18 protein-coding genes are annotated in these 18750 nt (G+C 60.8%); 3 read left to right on the top strand and 15 right to left on the bottom strand.

Annotated elements, in window-relative coordinates; genetic code table 11:
* Positions 1-157 precede the first annotated feature (157 nt).
* The 15 genes from IEX64_RS21990 to bphC form a co-directional block, all read right to left on the bottom strand.
* Complete coding sequence (locus IEX64_RS21990; protein ID WP_188823320.1) at positions 158-523, bottom strand: c-type cytochrome; 366 nt, start codon at positions 521-523, stop codon at positions 158-160.
* Between the two features lie 31 nt (positions 524-554).
* On the bottom strand, positions 555-2021 hold the full coding sequence (locus IEX64_RS21985; protein ID WP_188823318.1) for an FAD-binding oxidoreductase: 1467 nt from the start codon (positions 2019-2021) through the stop codon (positions 555-557).
* 13 nt (positions 2022-2034) lie between these two features.
* Entirely contained in the window at positions 2035-2259 is a 225-nt protein-coding gene (locus tag IEX64_RS21980) for a non-oxidative hydroxyarylic acid decarboxylases subunit D (protein ID WP_188823316.1), read from the bottom strand.
* On the bottom strand, positions 2256-3710 hold the full coding sequence (locus IEX64_RS21975) for a non-oxidative hydroxyarylic acid decarboxylases subunit C (protein WP_188823314.1): 1455 nt from the start codon (positions 3708-3710) through the stop codon (positions 2256-2258). Before IEX64_RS21975 ends, IEX64_RS21980 begins: the two co-directional genes overlap by 4 nt.
* Positions 3711-3729: 19 nt before the next feature.
* On the bottom strand, positions 3730-5175 hold the full coding sequence (locus IEX64_RS21970; protein WP_188823312.1) for an aldehyde dehydrogenase family protein: 1446 nt from the start codon (positions 5173-5175) through the stop codon (positions 3730-3732).
* Between the two features lie 42 nt (positions 5176-5217).
* A complete protein-coding gene (locus IEX64_RS21965) occupies positions 5218-6777 on the bottom strand; it encodes an FAD-binding protein (protein ID WP_229710642.1) in 1560 nt (519 codons plus the stop codon).
* Entirely contained in the window at positions 6774-7343 is a 570-nt protein-coding gene (locus IEX64_RS21960) for a hypothetical protein (protein ID WP_188823309.1), read from the bottom strand. Before IEX64_RS21960 ends, IEX64_RS21965 begins: the two co-directional genes overlap by 4 nt.
* A 3-nt stretch (positions 7344-7346) precedes the next feature.
* On the bottom strand, positions 7347-7952 hold the full coding sequence (locus tag IEX64_RS21955; protein WP_229710643.1) for a UbiX family flavin prenyltransferase: 606 nt from the start codon (positions 7950-7952) through the stop codon (positions 7347-7349).
* Between the two features lie 166 nt (positions 7953-8118).
* Positions 8119-9591, bottom strand: coding sequence for an NAD-dependent succinate-semialdehyde dehydrogenase (locus IEX64_RS21950; RefSeq protein ID WP_188823305.1), 1473 nt, complete (start codon positions 9589-9591; stop codon positions 8119-8121).
* Between the two features lie 207 nt (positions 9592-9798).
* The gene (locus IEX64_RS21945) at positions 9799-11967 is read right to left on the bottom strand and encodes a TonB-dependent receptor (protein WP_188823303.1); all 2169 of its coding nucleotides are present in this window, start codon (positions 11965-11967) and stop codon (positions 9799-9801) included.
* 37 nt (positions 11968-12004) lie between these two features.
* Positions 12005-12592, bottom strand: coding sequence for a 2-hydroxychromene-2-carboxylate isomerase (locus IEX64_RS21940; RefSeq protein WP_188823301.1), 588 nt, complete (start codon positions 12590-12592; stop codon positions 12005-12007).
* Positions 12589-13851, bottom strand: coding sequence for an aromatic ring-hydroxylating dioxygenase subunit alpha (locus IEX64_RS21935; protein ID WP_188823299.1), 1263 nt, complete (start codon positions 13849-13851; stop codon positions 12589-12591). The genes IEX64_RS21940 and IEX64_RS21935 overlap by 4 nt, the downstream gene beginning before the upstream one ends.
* Before the next feature lie 24 nt (positions 13852-13875).
* Positions 13876-14364: an aromatic-ring-hydroxylating dioxygenase subunit beta gene (locus IEX64_RS21930; RefSeq protein WP_188823297.1), complete on the bottom strand. Its 489-nt coding sequence runs from the start codon at positions 14362-14364 to the stop codon at positions 13876-13878.
* Positions 14364-14690, bottom strand: coding sequence for a non-heme iron oxygenase ferredoxin subunit (locus IEX64_RS21925; RefSeq protein ID WP_100868240.1), 327 nt, complete (start codon positions 14688-14690; stop codon positions 14364-14366). Before IEX64_RS21925 ends, IEX64_RS21930 begins: the two co-directional genes overlap by 1 nt.
* A 46-nt stretch (positions 14691-14736) precedes the next feature.
* On the bottom strand, positions 14737-15633 hold the full coding sequence (bphC, locus tag IEX64_RS21920; protein ID WP_188823294.1) for a biphenyl-2,3-diol 1,2-dioxygenase: 897 nt from the start codon (positions 15631-15633) through the stop codon (positions 14737-14739).
* A 231-nt stretch (positions 15634-15864) separates the two neighbouring features.
* Between bphC and IEX64_RS21915 the strand changes: the two genes are divergently transcribed.
* The 3 genes from IEX64_RS21915 to IEX64_RS21905 are packed head-to-tail and all read left to right on the top strand — an operon-like array spanning position 15865 to position 18750.
* Positions 15865-17283 (top strand): Rieske 2Fe-2S domain-containing protein, encoded by a 1419-nt coding sequence (locus IEX64_RS21915; RefSeq protein ID WP_188823292.1) that lies wholly within the window; start codon positions 15865-15867, stop codon positions 17281-17283.
* Positions 17280-17774 carry an aromatic-ring-hydroxylating dioxygenase subunit beta gene (locus tag IEX64_RS21910; RefSeq protein ID WP_008828130.1) on the top strand — a complete coding sequence of 165 codons (495 nt, stop codon included), beginning with the start codon at positions 17280-17282 and terminating at the stop codon, positions 17772-17774. Before IEX64_RS21915 ends, IEX64_RS21910 begins: the two co-directional genes overlap by 4 nt.
* On the top strand, positions 17758-18750 hold the full coding sequence (locus tag IEX64_RS21905) for a PdxA family dehydrogenase (protein ID WP_188823290.1): 993 nt from the start codon (positions 17758-17760) through the stop codon (positions 18748-18750). Before IEX64_RS21910 ends, IEX64_RS21905 begins: the two co-directional genes overlap by 17 nt.

Raw genomic sequence — 18750 nt, 5'->3', positions numbered from 1 at the left:
AGCGATAATTTGCGTATCGTAGCCATCGATAATGAAGACGAACAAACACGAGGTGCGTACTCACCAGAACGACCGGCTATTCGCATACTCCATTGGCGTTGTACCAAGTTCAGCCATATGAACCCTGGCCAGCTTTCTCGCCCAGTTTTATTTGACTTCACGGTGCCCTGTTTTTGGCAGGTTGAGCCTTCGCAGCGGGAAGCTTCTGCGCCATGATGTGATCGTAGATCTGCTTGATCTCCGTGTCCGACAATTCGGTCGGGCGGAACGGCGGCATTTCGATCAGGCCCTGGCGAACGACCGAATGGAGGTAATCGTAATCCAGGTCCTTGCGACCGATGAGCGACGGCACCCGAACACCTTTTTCGGCCAGCAGCATGGTGCCAGGGTGGCCCGGGCCGGGGTTGTGGCAACCGGCGCAGTAGCGCTCATAGTTCTCCGAACCGTCCACCACCATTTCGCCTTGTTTGGCCGAACAGGCGCCAAGCGCGGCGAGGAGCGAAAGGGTGAGGAGCTTGTTCATTGTACCTCCGCAGACATGGCGACGTATCGGCTCAGACCGAGGCAAAGATCGAGTTGGGATCGAGCGCCTGCTTGACCCGCGCATGCAGGGCCGAGCGGCCACCCTTTTCATAGGTCTTGGCAACCGCCTTCCCCAGCCCGGGGTCGGTCAGGATCTGGCCGAAGCCGGCCTCGGCCTGCGCGGCGATCAGGGCTTCGGCGCAAGTCTTGGCCCGTGCCGCATCCTCGGCCTTCCCGGCGGCATGGGACAGCACCTGGCGATGGTTGGCCGAACGCCAGATCGCGGTGGTTTCGCCAACGAAGTCGAAGCCGTTCTTGGCACAGATATCGCGCGACAGTTCATAAAGCTTGACGGCTTCCTCGCCATCCACAGGGCTGACCGGGTTGACCGTAAGCGCCATGTCGCCGCTCCAGCCCTCGGTCCTGGCCGGGGGCTCGGCAACCACCCCGGTCATCGTGCCCATCCGCCAGGCCCACAGCTTTGGATCGATGCCCTCGCCATCGGTAATGACCCTTGCGCCGCTGATCGACGAGAACGCACCCTTGACCATGTCCCACAAGATCGCGACGTTGCCGGGCAATCCATAGAGCGATCCGTAAAGGTTCCAGTAGCCCAGTCCGAGCACCTCACCAGCGGCCTTGACCGCGCTTGCCGCCATCGGCCCGTGGCCCTCAAAATCAGCGCGGCGCTTGCCGAGCAGGGCCGCTTCGTGGAGCGCATTGCCCACCGCGACGCCATTGGCCACCACCATGTTGAGCTTAAGCGGCCCGAGCACGTCCAGCAATGCGCCCAGATCGTCCTCTTTGGGGACCGAAACCATGAAGGCCTGGTGCGCCGGGGGCTGCGGCATCATCCACATGCCCACCTTGGTCACCACCCCGAAATCCGACTGGGTGAACAAGCCATCAACCCAAGGGCCATAGCCGAACTTGAACAGTTGCCAGCAGGTGCTCTTGGGCATGGCGCCCATGCCGGTGCGCACCATCTTGCCATCAGCCAGCATGACCTCGAGCCCGCACTGCATCAGGAAGTGATCGGAATAGGGGGTGTAGCCGGGGCGGCGGTTGACGAAACTGGCGGCCACGCTTTCATCGGGATTGCCGGGAAAGTCGACCCACAGCTTAATTCCCTTTTCCTTGATGTGGGCATCGAGCTGGCGGAAGGTGACACCCGGTTCGACTAGGCAGGTGGCCAGTTGGTCATTGACCTCGAGAACCTTGTTCATCTTCTGCAGGTCAAGGACGATCACTTTGTCCTGTACGGCTTTTTCAAGTCCGTAGGCACCGTTGCAGACCGTCTGGACCACACCGCCGCTGGTGCGCGCGGCTTCCAGCACCTTGGCAAGTTGGGCTTCATCGGCCGGAAGCACCACGCCTGCCGGTGCCATCCTCTGGGTAGCATAGCGGGCCAGGGTCTGTGGGTTGGTATCGATGGCCTCCTTGCCTAGTGCCTGGGCGAGGAGGCCGAGCGTGGCCGTCTGGCGGGCTTGATCGATCATGGCGTTGGAAGCCTTATTGCTGGAGAATCTTGGGATAACGCTGGAGATCGCCGGCATCGACGGCAAAATCGGCCGAGCGCACAGCCGGGTCGATAGCGCGGGCCGGTTCGCTGTCGCGCCAGGAAAAGTTGCAGGTCGGGCAGCGCAGGATCGTCCACACCACCGCGCCGTCCTGCCTGCCCTGATGATCGGTGACAGCGCCGCTCGATTTGCAGCGCCCGCAGATGGTGGTGGTCATGACAGGGCTCCCAGCTGCATTTCGCGGATCCGCTTGCTCAGGGCGTCGATCTCGTCCCCGGTCGGCGGGGTGACAAGGTGCGCTTCACCCACCGGATCGGGCGGGAGATAGCTGGTCGCGTCGATGATCAGGCGGTGCCCCTTGCCCGGGACCACTGCCGAAGGATCGATCGGCACGGCAGGCATGTTGGGCAGCACGATGATATCGTCCGCACGGGTCCGGGTCGAAAGCGCCCACATCACCTGGTTGAGATCGAACGGATCGACATCGGCATCGACCATAATCAGGTTCTTGAGGTACATCACGCCGTGCGGCGTGCTCAGCGCGCGCAGCGCGACCGTCTTGGCAAAGCCGGCCATGCGGTTCTTGACCGAGATGATCCCGGTCAGTCCGTGCTGGTAAAGCGCGTTGACCGCGGTGACTTCGGGGAAGCTCTGGCGCAGCTGGGCATAGATCGGGGCGGAGGTGTGCAGGCCGATCAGCGTATCGTGCTCGGTCCAGCCGCGCCCGATGTAAATGTTCTCGAAGATCGGATCGCGCCGGTGCGACACCGCCGTGACCTTGAAGATCGGCGCCTTGCGCACGCCGCTGTAGGAACCGGGAAATTCGCCGAACGGCCCTTCCAGCTCGCGTTCGCCCAGTTGCAGCTCGGCCTCGATCACGATTTCGCTGTCGGCCAGGATGTCGATCCCGTTGCCCGATTTGGTCAGCCGGATCGGCGCGCCCATCATCGCCGAGGCATAGGAATATTCCGATTCCTCGTAGCCGATCGGGGTGGCAGCAAACACCGCAAGGCCGGGATGATTGCCCAGCATGACCGCAATCTTGAGCAGAACGCCTTCCCGTTCGGCCGCCATGATCTGACGTCCCATGTCGTGGGAGGGGATCGTCATCAGGGTGAAGCTGTCCGGCCCCTGGATCTGCAGGCGATAGATGCCGACATTTTGCTTGCCGAAATTGTCTGGATCGAGCGGATCGCGCGAGGCGACCGAGGCCTTGCCGATGTAGAACCCGCCATCATATTCGTTGATCCGATAGACCGGCAGGACATCGTAAAGGTTGATGTCCTGTTCGATCCGGCATTCGTGCACCGGGGCCTGGGCTTCAGGAACAAAGCTGATCTGCGCTTCCTGATCGCCCCAGCGGCCGGCGATCTCGAAGAACAGCTCGCGGATTGTCGTGCCTTTAGGTCGGCCCAGAAGCAGGGCGATGTTGTCCCAGGAACCATGAACGCCCACCGCCAGGCGCTTGCCGGGATAGCCGGTGATGTTGTCGAACACGATCGCCGGCGCGCCGTTAGCATCGCGCGAGGCGGCAACGGCAATGTTGCGCACGCCGGGTTCGGGCATCACCGGATCGCTCCAGGTGATGGCCTGGCCCGAATCCTCGAGCAGTTCGAGGAAATCGCGCAGCGAGGAGATCGACCGGGCGCGGTTGGGAAGATCGTTCATTGCCGTTGCATCCCGCCTGTCAGTGTCCGCCCGCGGCCGCAGTCGCCGACTGGATCGTGACCCATTTCCATTCGGTCATAATTTCGAGATCGGCTTCGGTCCCTTCGCGGCCAAAACCCGATGCCTTGGTCCCGCCAAACGGAACGTGCGGCTCGTCGTGCAGGGTCGGCGCGTTGATGTGGACCATCCCCGCTTCGGCCCGCTGGGCAAAGGCCAGCGCCTTGTCGAGATCGCCGGTGAAGATCGAGGCGCTGAGGCCGTATTCGGTGTTGTTGGCGAGTTCGAGCGCCTCCTCGAGCGTGTCGAACGGATAGAGCGAGGTCACCGGCCCGAAGGTTTCCTCCTCGAACACGGTCATTTCCGCGGTAACACCACTCAGGATGGTGGCCGCGCAGCTGTTTCCGCTCCACTCGCCGCCGGCCAGCACCGCGGCGCCCTTGGACCGGGCATCGTCGATGTGGCGGCGGACGCGCTCGCGCTGGCGTTCGGAAATGATCGGCCCCAGCATGGTGGTCGGCTCGCGCAGGTCGCCGCTCTTGGCGCGGCCTGTCGCGGCGGCGAAGGCCTTGGCGAACTGGTCGAAGATCGGCCGTTCGACATAGATCCGCGATGCCCCCATGCAGACCTGGCCTTGGTACATGAAAATGCTGAACAGCGCGGCGTTGACCGCCTTGTCGAGATCGGCGTCGGCGCAGATCACCAGCGGGCTCTTGCCGCCCAGTTCCAGCGTGTATTTCTTGAGATTGCGGGCGGCGATCTCGGCAATGTGTTTGCCAACGCGCGAGGAACCGGTGAAGGTGATTGATGCGACCTTCGGATGTCCGGTCAGAACATCGCCGATTTCAGCGCCATTGCCGTAGACCACGTTGAACAGGCCGTCGGGAACCCCAGCTTCCTTCCACAGCTTGGCGAGCAGGTCGGCCACCATCGGGGCCGCTTCGGAAGGCAGAAGCACGAAAGCGTTGCCGGTCGCCAGAGCCATGGCTGATTGTTTGATGCCCTTGATTAGCGGCACGTTGAATGGGGTGATGCCGGCGACCACGCCGACTGGCTGGCGCAGGCTCATGCTGAACCGCCCTGGCGTGTCCGAAGGGATGGTTTCGCCCCGGACCCGGCGCGGAACACCGATCGCCGCGCGCAGGAAACTGATTGCAAAGCGGGTTTCGAATCCGGCCTTGGCGATCGGCGAGCCGATCTCGTCAACCAGCACGTCGGCAAACTTGGCGGTATCGCGCTCCATGATTTCGGCGGCTTTCGCGATCCACCCTTCACGCACCGCCGCGGTCAGGTCGCGGTGTTGCAGATAGGCCTGATGGGCTGTTTCGACCGCGCGGTGCACGTCTTCAGCGGTGCCGGCGGGCACCCGGGAATAGACCGAATCGTCGACCGGGTTGAGGTCGTCGAAGTAGGCACCGTTCGATGCGGCAACGGCGGCTCCGCCAATCCAGTGCTCAATTTGCGTCATGGTCATTCAATCCTTGAAGTCTTTGTTCAGCCGACTGGGTGATTACGCTTGGTTGCGCATCGCCTGGGGCCAGATCCCCTGCTTGCCGGGGGAGAGGATGCCGTTGGGGTCGAGCACGTCCTTGAGACGGTGGTGCAAATCCCAGAGCGCTCCGTCGTTGTGCTTATAGGTTTTGGCGATCTGGTCCATGAAGGCGAGGTGGGTGCGGTATTCGCCGAAACCCGCACTGGCTGCTTCATCGACCAACTTGCCGAACAGGTCATAGGCGCTCTTGCGCATGCCCTCGTCGGCGCGATCGTACATGATCATCAGGATGTGGTGCATGTCGCGCCACCCGACCAGGAATTCGCCGATATAGTCGAACCCGAAATCGTGGCAGCGCTGCTTGATCAGGTTGTACTGGCTCAGCGCTTCCTTGCCGTCGGGTGCCGAGATCGGCGAGAAGTTGATATGTCCGCCGCCGCCGATCCAGTTCATGATGCTGAACTCCGTCATGTTCGGCTCGCCTCGCATCAACTGCACCCGATAGTCCCAGGCGGGGTCGTTTTCGCGGTCAAGGTGCAGCTTGGCGCCAGGGATGCTCATCATCGCTTCCTCGACGAGCTTCCAGTTGTTCTCGATGATCGGCGGCGGGCCGTACAGCGCGGCATAGAAGTTCCACATGCCTAGCCCATGATCCGACGCGATCTTCTTGCGGATCGAATCTGGGATAGGGCCCTTGCCGTCGAAGTAATGGCGCCGCGTGGTCTTGGCAGACACTTCCCACAACAGGTCAACCGCCACGGCTGCGTTGGGGATAACCTGGTTGACCTTCAGCGGCAACACCGCATCGAAGATTGCGGCAAGGTCTCCCTCGCGCTCGTAAGTGATCATGAACGGCTTGTAGGCGGGCGGTTCGGGCATCAACCAGATACCCATCTTGGTAACAATGCCGAAATTGGACTGGGTGAACATGCCATCGAAATGCGGGCCGGCTGCATGCTTGGTGGATTGCCAATGCTGCGACCCCTCGATCGCGCCCTGACCGGTGCGCACCACCTGACCGTCGGCAAGGACCACTTCCATGCCGCACTGCATGACGAAGTGATCGCCATAGGGGGTGTAACCCGCGCCATGTTCAAGCGCGTTACCCATGACACCGCCCCAACCTGGTGCCGCAGGATCGACCCACAGCTTGCTGCCAATATGGCGCAGATGGCGGTGAAGCTGAAAATAGGAAACGCCCGGTTCGACCAGCGCATAGCCGTATTTCTCGTTGACCTCGAGAATGCGGTTCATCCGCTTGAGGTCGAACATGACATAACCGGATTGGCGTGGGGCAGGACCGCCATAGGCGAAATTGCGACCGTTGCCGAAGGTCCAGATCGGCAGCTTGTAGGCGTTGAAAACGTTCAGCGCCTGCTGTATTTGCTCCATATTGGCGGGGGCCACGGCAGCCGAGGGAAGCATTTCGCCATCGGCCAGCGGTGAATAGGCGTCGCGATAGGCCGACAGCGGCAGTTCATCGACGAAGACCCATTCCTTGCCGACGATAGCCGCCAGTTCGTCCAGAGCCTTGCTAAAGGTTGCGGCGTCGACGCCCTGGGGCATGCCCGTGCTCACGACTGTTGTACTCCCACTTCGAATGCCCATGAAACCAGCATGCCGGGGCTCTTGCCATCAAGGCTGCAGTGTCCGGATTCGCAGCGTAGTTCAGCAGTCTGCCGATCGCCGAACAGCGCATCCTGCATGTGGTGGGCTAGAACGGTTGGCCAGCCGGTGCTGGCCCGCGCCAGGAGAGCCGGAGCACCCTCGGTCCGGTGTTCCCACCGCATCTTGCGGTAATGATGGGTCCACTGCAGCAGCGGACGGGCACCGTCGGCCACCAGGATCTGCTCGGCAATCATCGCCGCAGGGTCGGAAGTAAGGCCGACCAGCACACCTTCGGCAATGGCAAGTTCATGCAGAAGGCCATTGAGCGACCGGTCAATCCGGATGATCTTCGCCGCGCGTCCAGAGTTGACGAAGGTTTCAGCAAAGAGCCGGCTTTCAGGCACTTCCGCTTCCTCAATGACAATGGTCTTGATTGGTCGCTTCGCCCAGGCGCTGCGTCCGATACCCAGACCGACCACTGCCGCTCCCACGGCCCCCCCGCTCATGACGGTGCGACGGCTCACATCCCACGCCATTCTCTAGTTCCCTTCTTCTTGCGCCAAAGCAGGAACGAGGCTTGCCGCCTCTTTGCTCAGGCCTTGCCAGCGTTTCTCCGACTTCGCGTGAAGTTCGAACAGATCCAACACCCGCATACAGCTGTGATCGACCACCTCCGCCAGCGAGGTAGGCCGCGAATAGAAGGCCGGCACCGGCGGGAAGATCACCGCTCCCATTTCGGTGCAGGCCGTCATGTTGCGCAAATGCGCCAGATTGAGCGGCGCTTCACGGGTAATCATCACCAGACGCCGCCGTTCCTTCAGCATCACGTCAGCGGAGCGGGTGATTAGGTTGTCGGATAGGGCGTGTGCCACCGCGCCCAGCGTGCGCATTGAACAGGGCGCGATCACCATGCCTTCGCACACGAACGAACCGCTGGCGATAGAGGCGCCGACGTTGCGGACGTTGTGCACCACATCGGCCAGCCCTTCGAGCCGCGCCTTGCCTTCGGGCAGCTCCTCGCGAATGTTGAGCAGCGCCGCCTGAGACATCACAAGATGGGTTTCCCAACCGCCCGTCTCGCGCAGCAGCTCAAGCAGGCGAAATCCATAGACCGAGCCGGTTGCGCCGGTAATCCCCACGACCATGCGCTTCACGGCAGGAGACTTTCCTGCGCGTTCTGGGCGGTCAAATTCGCGCAAGGCCTAACCTTGAAGGGCATGCAGAATTCCGTCTCCCGGTCTTTTAGCTACGTCATACAATGCATTCCGCATTGAGCAAGGAAAATCTCGGCTCCTCGGGAGCGCATTCCGCTTACACCTCATTCTCGGGCCGGACCCCAAGACTGATTGTCTTCATCTCCAGGAATTCTTGGATGCCGTGCCGCGAACCTTCCCGGCCCAGTCCTGATTCCTTGATGCCGCCAAACGGGGCGGTCTCGGTCGAGACGATGCCGTTATTTAGGCCGACCATCCCGGTCTCAAGGCCTTCGACAACCCGCCAAGCGCGGTCGATGTCGCGGGTGAAGGCGTACGCCGCCAGCCCCGAGCGCGTAGCATTGGCAAGCGCTAGGGCTTCGGCCTCGGTTTCGAAACGAAACACCGGGGCCACCGGCCCGAAGGTTTCCTCGTCAGCCAGCCGCATCGTCGGGTTCGCTTCGGTCAGCACGGTCGGCTGGAAGAAAAGTTCCCCCGCCTCGTGGCGCTTGCCGCCGGTGACAAGGTGGGCGCCTTGCGCCACGGCATCGGCGACATGGTCCCGAACCTTGGCCAGGGCCGATGCGGCGATCAGCGGTCCCTGGTCGGTTGCACCTTCAAGGCCGTTGCCAACCTGGAAAGCACTAACTCTGGCGGCCAGCGCCTCGACGAAGCGGTCATGAATGCCGCTCTGCACCAGGATGCGGTTGGCGCACACGCAGGTCTGTCCGGTGTTACGGAACTTTGAGGCCACCGCGCCCTCAACCGCAGGTTCGAGATCGGCATCGTCGAACACCAGCAGCGGAGCATTGCCGCCCAGTTCCATCGAGACCCGCTTGAGCGTGGTGGCGCATTGCGCGGTCAACAGCTTGCCCACTGCGGTCGAACCGGTGAAGGTGAATTTTGTGACATAGGGATGGCTGGTCAGAGTCGATCCGATTGCGGGAGCATCGCCGCAGACCACGTTGAATACGCCGGGCGGAATCCCCGCCTCAAGGGCGAGCTTCGCCAGTGCGAAAGCGGTCAGGGGGGTAAACTCGGACGGCTTGAGGGTGATGGTACAGCCAGCCGCCAGCGCCGGAGCGACCTTGCGGGTGATCATCGCTGCAGGAAAATTCCATGGCGTGATGGCGCCCACCACTCCGATCGGCTGGCGAATAAGGACGATCCGCCGGTTAGCGCTGGCTGGAATAACCTCGCCATAGACACGGCGCGCCTCTTCGGCGAACCACTGGATGAAACTGGCGGCGTAATCTACCTCGCCCAGCGCTTCGGCCAGCGGCTTGCCCTGCTCGGCGGTTATCAGAAGGCCCAGATCCTGGCGGTAGTGCCGGACCAGCGTCAGCCAGTCATGCAGCAGGCCGGCGCGTTCCTGAGCGGGCCGTTTGCGCCAATCGATGAAGGCACGAGAATTGCTCTCAATTGCCCGGTGTGTCTGAGTAGCACCCAAGCTGGCGACATTCGCCAGCGTTTCGCGGGTTGCCGGGTTAGTGACCGCGTAGGTAGCGTCGCCATAGACTTCGCTGCCGTCGACAAGCGGCTGGCCAGTCAGGAAATCGCTGCGCTTGAGCGGGGGAATCGTAATGGCCAAGACTTTACTCCTTTGGCTGCGAAGCCAGGTTCCGATACTCCATTAGGCGGGGCGTGGAGCACGTTCGTGGTCCGTGTCACAAGATGTGTGAGGGCGGCAAACCGCCGCCCTCCGGTCTTGCGTCAATACGTATGCGCAAGCTTCAATAACCATTCGCGAAGGTGCGAGAAGCCGATTGTAGCCGCCCCGTACCGCTTTCTAGTAATTCTAGAAGCGAACTTCCGCGCTCAGTCCGACTTTGCGCGGCTGTTCATAGAACCCATCGGTGCCCAGCGCACCGGGCCTGATCGTCTGGAGAACCTTCTCATTGGTCAGATTAGTGACCCACAGCCCGATCTTGAACCGCTCGTTCTCGGGCATCCAACTGACAGACGCGTTCGTGAGCGTATAGGATGGCTGCGAGAAAATGTTCGCGAAGTCGTAGTAGACCTTCGAACTCCAGGCCAAGTTTCCCGCGAATATAATACGACCGTCGCCAATGTCACTTCCCCAGTCGATGCCGAAGTTGCCGGACCACTTGGGAGCCCTGGTCATCACATTGCCCGAAGCATCGAATGTAACCACGTTGTTGCCGCCGTCGGCGCGCGGGAAGAAGCCTTGGGCATTCGGGAAGTCTTGATACCGCGCATGAGTGTAGGCGACCGCACTGCGCAACGTCAGGTCCGCGACTGGACGGACAAAGACTTCCAGTTCGCCGCCATAGATCTCAGCGTTTGCGGCATTCTGCAAAATATAGCTTGGTCCGATAGCGTCCTTCGACTGAAGTTGTAGATCCTTGTAGTCATAATAGTAAACCGAAAGATTAGTCCGCAGCCAGTCTAGAGGATCGGACTTGATGCCAAACTCCGCGGCTTTGATGTTCTCAGGGGCCACGGGGGTCGCGCTGGCTGCGGCCATGTTGAATACACCGCTCTTGAATGCGGTGCTATAAGTGGCGTAGACGCTGGTTCTGTCGGTGAATTCGTAGCGGACGCCCAGTTTGTAGTTGAATTTATTGAACGTCTTCTCAGCGTCGTCTACGACGACGTTGCCGTTGATTTGCTGTGTAAAATTGCGCGTTTCGGTGGTGTAGCGGGCGCCGATTGTCAAGAACAGGCCGGAGAGCAACTCATAGGTTCCTTCCGCGAAGCCCGCGAATGAGCGGCCTTCAAGCTCAGGTTCCACCGTGGGACCACTAAGAGGAAGATCGGGACTTGCGGCAGTCCATGGCTGGAGGAAGGCGTTCCCCCCGAACTGATAGAAATAGCCCCCGACGAGCCACTGGAATGGACCCGGATCAGCCGAATTTAGCTTAATCTCTTGGCTGATGGATTCGACATTGAACTCTGCTAGGAAATTGCCGAGCTCGATGTTCGAGGCGTCGGAATCGGTGTCCTGATCCCAGCGCAGCAACATGTACCCTGTCGTCGTATCTAGCGCGACAGACCCGAGATCGAGCCGTGTGTGGAGCGCCGCCGAGTAGCGCTTTAGGTCGAGAGTCGGCTCCTTCGTGAGCGAAGCCTGCCAAGCGTCCGTCGGAAGGATGACGCCGGCGAACCTGCGGCCTGCCGTATTGCCATCAAGCGGCTGAGGAGAGTTCGTGGTGCCTTTTTGATCGAAATACTCTCCGGTCAAGATAATGTCGAGGGCGTCGCTGGCTCTAAAAAGTACCTTGCTGCGGAGATCGATGACCCGCTGGTCACCCAAGCCACCTCCCCGTATCAAGTCGGTAATGTATCCCTCATTCTTACGGTAAAGTCCGGCGAAATCGGCTGCGACCGAGTCGCTTAAAGGACCGGTGACATAAAAACGGGCATCGTAATCTCCCGCATCATTCCGCATCCGCCCCAAGCGCGCCGTCGCTTTACCCCGGAAATTAAAGCTTGGATCGGGCGTGATTACATTGATCAGCCCGCCGGTCGCGTTTCGGCCGAATGTGGTGCCTTGCGGTCCCCGCAGGACCTCGACACGCTCGACCTCGACCAGGTCGATCCAGTTCGCAGCCGATTCCGGTTGATAGACGCCGTCCACATAAGTCGCTATATTGGGTTCGTCGCCAATTGAGATACCCGTCGAACCGACGCCGCGGACGACCGGCTGGAACACGCCCATGTTGCGGCTGCCGACGAAACCGGGCACCACCTGCGTCAGCGTCCTGACCGTGGAGACGTCGGCAGAGGCCAACGCGTCGCCAGTGATCGCGGTCACCGCCACCGGCACGTCTTGGAGCCGCGCTTCGCGACGAGTGGCGGTGACGACGATGTCGCCCAGACCGGTTTGATCTTCGGCCTTTGCTTCTTGCGCTTCAGGGGTGTCGGCATCCTGCGCCAGAGCCAGGTGCGGCGTCAGCGCCGTTGCCGTGAACAAAACGATCGAATACGCTTTTCTGTTTTTCACTCTACCCTCCCAAGTTTTACTAACTTTGAAATTATTCCTATTGGTTCAAGTATTCAGAAAGAAAATCCAACCTGTCATTTCCCCAGAAAATCTGGTCGTCGACAAACATCAGCGGTGCGCCGAACACGCCGCGCTGGATCGCCTGGGTTCGCGCCTTGCGATATTGGGTCTGGCCGACCGGGGATTCGACAAACGCGATGAGCACGTCGGCATCGAGGCCTGCTGCCGTGGCGCATGCGGCCAGCTCGTTGCGGTTGCCCGGATCGATCCCCTGGCCCCAGATCCGGCGATAGGCATCGGTCACGAATGCCTCGGCCTTACCGTTCTCGCGGGCAAACAGCACCGCGCAATTCCAGTCTGCGCAGTCGAAGCTCGCGGGGAACGCGAGGGGGACGCCATAGCGTTCGGCCCAGCGCTCGAGGTCAGCCTTCATGACCTTGATCTTGGGCAACACTTCGCGGTTCGAGGGTCCATAGTTGCCGGCTGCAATCTTGGCCTCGGGGATGTCAATCGGCCAATAGGCGACTTCGCAACCCGCCTTGCGGGCGATATCCGGCAGTTTCAGCTGCGCGAGGTAGCTGAACGGGCTGATGAAATCGAAGTAGAAGTCGATCGTACGGGTCATGTCGGCTCCAGGTCGAAGCCGACCATTTCGCGATAATTGTCCCAGAAGCCGATGATCGCGCCCTCGGTGACGAGATGGTCGGCGTCGTCTGCCTGGCCGCCACCCATCGCGATGTAGGACGTAGCTCTTGCCTCCCCGACGATGGCGTTCTGGACGATTTCGACGGCTTCTCCGTCTTCCATCGAAATGAGCCCGGCCGGGCCGATAAGGTTGGCCTGCTTGAGCCGGATGGCTTGCATCTCCGCGTCATCGTCCTCGTAGCCGAAATGGGTCCAGACCAGCTCGAATTCGTCCGGGCCATAAGTCACAGTCTGGCGTACGGCGAGCGTGTTCTGGATCTGCTGGAGGACGAGGTTGGGGTAGACCGTGAGGATCACCAATGTAACATTGTCCGCGAATTCCTGCCGACCTTTCAGCAGCGACATGTCTTGCAGCTTGAACTCGGTGTCGAAGCTGCGGGAATCGCCATAGGCCTGTTTGTCGGCGGCATCATCGTTGCTGGCTGCGATCGAATAGAGCAGCGAGTGGCGTTTGTTGGCATCCATCAACGCCTTACCTGTCTGGGTCGAGCGATAGAGACCGAACGTGTTGTGGAACAGGTGCAGCAGGCTCGCGTGGTAGGGATCGCGGGTGTTCTCGGCGTAGAGCTTCCAGTTCCCGAAGATCCGCTGACGCTGGTCGCCTAGAATCGTGATGGGTTTGCACATGATCCGCTCGATCTGCTCGACCACGATCGGACCGAGGAAATCACGACAAGATTCGACAGTTTCGGAGAAGGAGGCAAACACCAGGCCGCCCACCGATTCAGCGCGCAGCTTCCGCAGGTTGTGCTGGCTCATGTCGAAATCGCCCGGCATCCCTCCTTGCCCCTTGAGGCCGCGACGGAAGGGAACCCCGATCAGGTTTCCCTTCAGATCGTAGGCCCATTGGTGGTAGACGCATTCTAGGCTCGGGCGGTTGCCGCGCATTTCACGGCAGACCAGGGCGCCGCGATGGGCGCAGCGATTGACCACGACATGGACCCCACCATCGCTGTCGCGGGTCAGGATGACCGGAGTTTCGCCCACAAATGTGGACTTGAAGTCGCCTGCCTGCGGGACTTCGGCCTCAAGCCCAACGAAGGACCAGCATTCGCCCTTGAAGATGTTTTCCTGCTCGCGTTCGTAGTATTGGCGATCGGTGAAAACCCGGTACGGCACCCGGCATCCGGCAGCCGGCGTATCTTGCTTCACATTGTCTGTTTGCTGGGCAGTTACCATCGTTCGGTGCTTTCAATTTTTCAGCTAAATCGGCCGAACCATCATCGTATCGATGAGGTGCGTATCGAATATCGCGGTCTTGGAAACAAAGCGCGGCGCATCACCGGAAAAGTCGATCTCATCGATGTATTTTCCGGAATTGTAGATCGAGGTCTGGCCATCATTGCGCGTCATCAGGACGACGTAGTTGGTCTGCGCGGAGATGATTTGCTCGTTCGACGAAACCACGCGGGTCGGACCAAGAATATGCCGATAGGCATGGGCCGGGAAAATGTTGGCGCGGCGCAGCGAAACGACGCGATCGACCAGCATTCCGCGGCTGTCGCAGAACACGGCGGCGAGATTGAGCGAACGATTGTGGTTCTCGGCCGAGATCACGCTGTACCGACACTTGTCCTCGAACAGATCAGGCCACTCCTCAAGGCGGTCATCGTCGATCAACTCGGCGTGCAGGGCATTGAGCTGCGCCGCGACATGCTGGACCTGCATATCTTCGAGGGAGGGAAGCGCCATCAGGCGGCTCCTTCCGGTTTCGTGATGCACACCCAGCCGTCGTCGATTTCGACCGGATACGAGACGATCGCCACCTGGCAGGGGAAAGCCTTGGCTGCGCCGGTCTTGATGTCGAACGAGCCGCCATGGAACGGACATTCTATGATGTCGCCATCCTGATATCCGTCGGTCAGCATGGCATTGCCGTGGGTGCAAAGATTGTCGGTAACGAAAATCTCGCCATCGACATTGTAGACGGCAAGCGCGGGCATTCCCTCTGCGAATGCCGCAACCGGTTCGCCGTCTTTCACGCTGGCAGCTTCACAAAGTCGCAATTTGTTTGACATGGTTGACCTGTTCTTTTTGTCAAGAATCGAGCAAAATGGGCGATTGTCAGAGCGGAATGTCCATCCCGTAGCCAGCCGCCTCGTTGCCATGGCCGAAGATATCACGGGTGTAGTATTCCTGTTGGCCGGTCGAGTGGCGGGCGCCCCAGCCGAACTCCCACAACCAACCCGACGGATTGGCGCAATAGAAGGTCAGAGCCTGATCGTTGGCGTGCTTGCCAAGCTGCAGCGCTACATCGATCTTCTTCCCGCGCACAATGTCGTGAGCCATGCCAAGATCGTCGAGATCGGTGTATTCGAACATCAGGTGGTTGATGCGCTTTTCCATCGGCCCGAGGCCGAAGGCGACCGAGTGCTGACGGTCGTTGCAATGCATGAAATAGGGCTGGGCTACCATGCCGTTGGGCAGGGGGAGATGGTATTCAACCGACCCGCGCAGGCCGAGCAGTTCATAGAACCGGGCCGCCGCCTCGACATCGTCCTGACGCAGGATGCAGTGCCCGATCCCTTGCGAGCCGGTCAGGAACTTGCCGAACATCGGACGGCCAGGATGGAATGGCTTGTGCGTATCGACCTGGGGGCCGAAGAAGATCTCGGTCGGGTTGCCGCCCGGATCGGCCAGCTTGAGCAGCCCGAGAACCCGACGTTCGCTCGCCTCGACCTCGCTGCCTACGGTGAAGGGGATTCCCGCCGCGCTCAGCTTTTCCTGCATCGCGGCGAATTCCTGCGGCCCGGCCACTCGCCAGCCCATGTAGGCCAGGTCATCGCTGCCATCAGCGTGCAGAACGATGCGGTGATGCCAAAGGTCCATCCGCAGATAGAGCCGATCCCCTTCGCCCTCATCGACGACTTCCATGCCGGCGACTTCAGCGGCGTAAGCGCCCCAGGCAGAGAGATCGGAAACGGAAAGACCAAGATAGCCGAGTTCGGTGACGACCGACATAGTTCAAACTCTCCCAATTCACCCCAAAGCGAGGTCATTTTACGATTTGCTGACCGGCTTGCTTCGATTCGAGCCGCCAGCTTCAGCCATTTCTGCCTCATCACCTACCGGAACGTTTTTCATTGTGCAATACGTTGCACGAAATAATGGGATGAGTTAAGCACCGTGTGCGAGCTGCGTGTTGATTCGCGCTGGTGGTGGGTGCCCGACGCACCGAACGGGAGAGGATCGATGGAACTGGCTGAGAAAATCGGCGGCAGGATTGCTGACTTGCAGGGCTTGAAAGGGCGCATGCGCGGTTGGCTCAAGAAGGATCGCGAGCGCGGGATCTTCCAGCTGGACCGCGCCGCATTCACCGAAGCTGCGCTGTTTGAGCTCGAGATGAAGTACATCTTCGAGCGGAACTGGGTCTACCTCGCCCACGAGAGCCAGGTTTCCAAGCCGAACGATTTCATCACTACGAAAATTGGCCGCTTCCCCATCCTTGTGACCCGCGATAAGTCCGGCGATGTTCGCGCCTTCGTGAACGCCTGTTCGCACCGTGGCGCCCGCCTGTGCCGCGAGCGGGCCGGCAACAAGCGCAACCACATGTGCCCATTCCATGGTTGGACGTTCTCGTCCGGAGGCGACCTGCTTGACGTCACCGATGAGAGCATCGGGGGCTATCCGGAGGCATTCGATCGCGCCGATTTCGGGCTTCAACCGGTCGCCCGGGTGGAAAGCTACCGCGGCTTTATTTTTGCCAGCCTCTCCGCCGATGTCGTCCCGCTGGTCGATCACCTCGCCGGCGCGAGGGATTTCATCGATATCCTGGTGGACCAGTCGAAGTCCGGCGCAATGGAAGTTCTGCCCGGAACCAACCGCTACCGCTATCATGGCAACTGGAAGATGCAGGTCGAGAACGGGCTCGACGGCTATCATGTCATGACGACCCATGCCAATTACTTCATGACCGTCCAGCGCCGCGTTGAAGGGATTTCGAGCAACGATACCAAGGCCATTGATTTTGAGGGCTTCTCGGCGCGGGACGGGGGGTCCTTTTCCTTCCACAACGGGCATACGGTGTTGTGGGCGGACTATGCCAATTTCGCGGATCGGCCTAATTTCGAAATCCTCGACTGGCTGGAAGAAACCTACGGCGCCGAAGAGGCTAAGTGGATGAACAAGCGCATCCGCAATCTGCTGTTGTTTCCCAACGTCTTCCTGATGGACCAGACCAGCACGCAGATCCGCATCATCCAGCCGCTGGCCGTGGATGAGACCGAAGTCAGCACGGTGTGCATCGCCCCGGTCGGCGAAAGCGCCGAGGCGCGGACCCTGCGGCTGCGTCAGTATGAGGATTTCTTCAATTCGACCGGCATGGCGACCCCGGACGACCTGACCGAATTCAACAACTGCCAGACCGGGTATGGCGCCGGCGAAGGCCGCTACAACGAGATGTCGCGCGGTTCGACGCGCTGGGACACCGGCCCGGGCAAGTTCGGCGAGCCGCTCGATTTCAATGTGGTGCTGAGCAGCCCGGCGGTTGCCGACGAAGGCCTCTATGTGGCGATCCATGACGAATGGCTCACGCTCATGGAAAAGGCCATCGACAGCGAGTGCAGCGAGCTTGCCGCCTTCCTTGAGCGTTCACTGGAGAAGGCACGATGACCGCATTCCATTCGCGCTGGCTGGCGGTTTCCCGCTTCATCGGTCAGGAAGCCATGGCGCTTGACGACAAGGACTGGGATGCCTGGCTGGCGCTCTATCACGAAGAGGCGGAATACTGGGTTCCAGCCTGGGACGATCACGAACGGCCGACTGCGGATCCGCAGAACGAAGTCTCGCTGATCTACTATCCCAACCGGGGCGGGCTTGAGGATCGGGTGTTCCGGATCAGGACCCGGCGCTCGGCGGCGAGCACGCCGCAGCCACGCACGGTTCACCAGTTCTCCCTGCTGTCTGCTGAGGAGAGCGATGACCAGGTGCATGCGCGGACGTCTTGGACCACGGTTTCGGTGCTGGAAGGCAAAGTCGCCACTCTCAGCGGGTGGGCCTTCTATGATCTCGAACCTCGGGATGATTCGTTCGTGATCCGCCGCAAGAAGACGGTTGTCGTCACCGATCTGTTCCAAGAAGTAGCCGATGTCTACAGCCTCTGAGCGGGTGCGCCCCGTCGTGGGGACGATGATCGGTGATCCCGCCGGGATCGGACCCGAAGTGGCTGTCAGGGCGCTGGCAGGGGGAGAGGTTCACAATGAAGGGATTCCTGTGCTGGTCGGATCCGCGGCGGCTGTCGAGCGCGCGCTGGATTTCACTGGCACTAAGGCCCGGCTGCGGGTGATGGGGAAGTTTGAAAAGCCTAGCGACGATCCCACCATAATCGATATCATCGACACGGGCGCTCTGCCGGTCGGCGTCCTTCCCCTGGGCGAGGATACCGAGGCCGCGGGACACGCCACAGCCCAATGGCTCGACGAGCTCGATGCCTTGGCCCGCGACGGAGCTTTCGCCGCAACCATCATGGGGCCGATCAGCACTGGGTCGCTCAAGCTGGCGGGAAAGCTCGACAAGGTCATCAGCCCGACCCCCGGGGAAAGCTATCTGGTGCTGCTCTCAGGGGCGCTGCGGGTCGCGCACCTGACCGATCACATGTCCTTGCGCCAAGTGATCGACATCATTTCGTCGGATCTCGTCGCCATGGCCATCGCGCAATTGCACGAAGCCATGCAATCATGGGGCATCGCCCGGCCGCGGATCGCGGTGGCCGGCCTCAATCCTCACGCTATGGGCGACGAGGATCGCCTAGCGATCGCGCCGGGCGTGGAGGCAGCGCGGGCCAGGGGCATCGACGTCGAAGGTCCGATCGCACCCGATTCGGTCTTCCGTCACTGCATCGAAGGCCGTTACGACATGGTTCTGGCGATGTTCCACGATCAGGGCCATATCGCGGTCAAGACCTGGGGCTTTTCGGGCAACAGCGTGATCATCATGGGGCCGCCGTATCTCCATATGTCGGTCGCGCACGGCACCGCCTACGACATCGTTGGTACCGGCAAAGCCGATGCCGCGATGATGCTGAGCGCGATGCGCACTTGCGGACGACTCGCTTCGGGCCGCGGTTTCGAACAAGCTTAG

Source organism: Novosphingobium indicum, from assembly GCF_014645195.1.
In the GTDB taxonomy this organism is placed as follows: domain Bacteria; phylum Pseudomonadota; class Alphaproteobacteria; order Sphingomonadales; family Sphingomonadaceae; genus Novosphingobium; species Novosphingobium indicum.
Note: the sequence above shows the minus strand (reverse complement) of the source record. Positions and strands in the feature narration are given on the sequence as shown.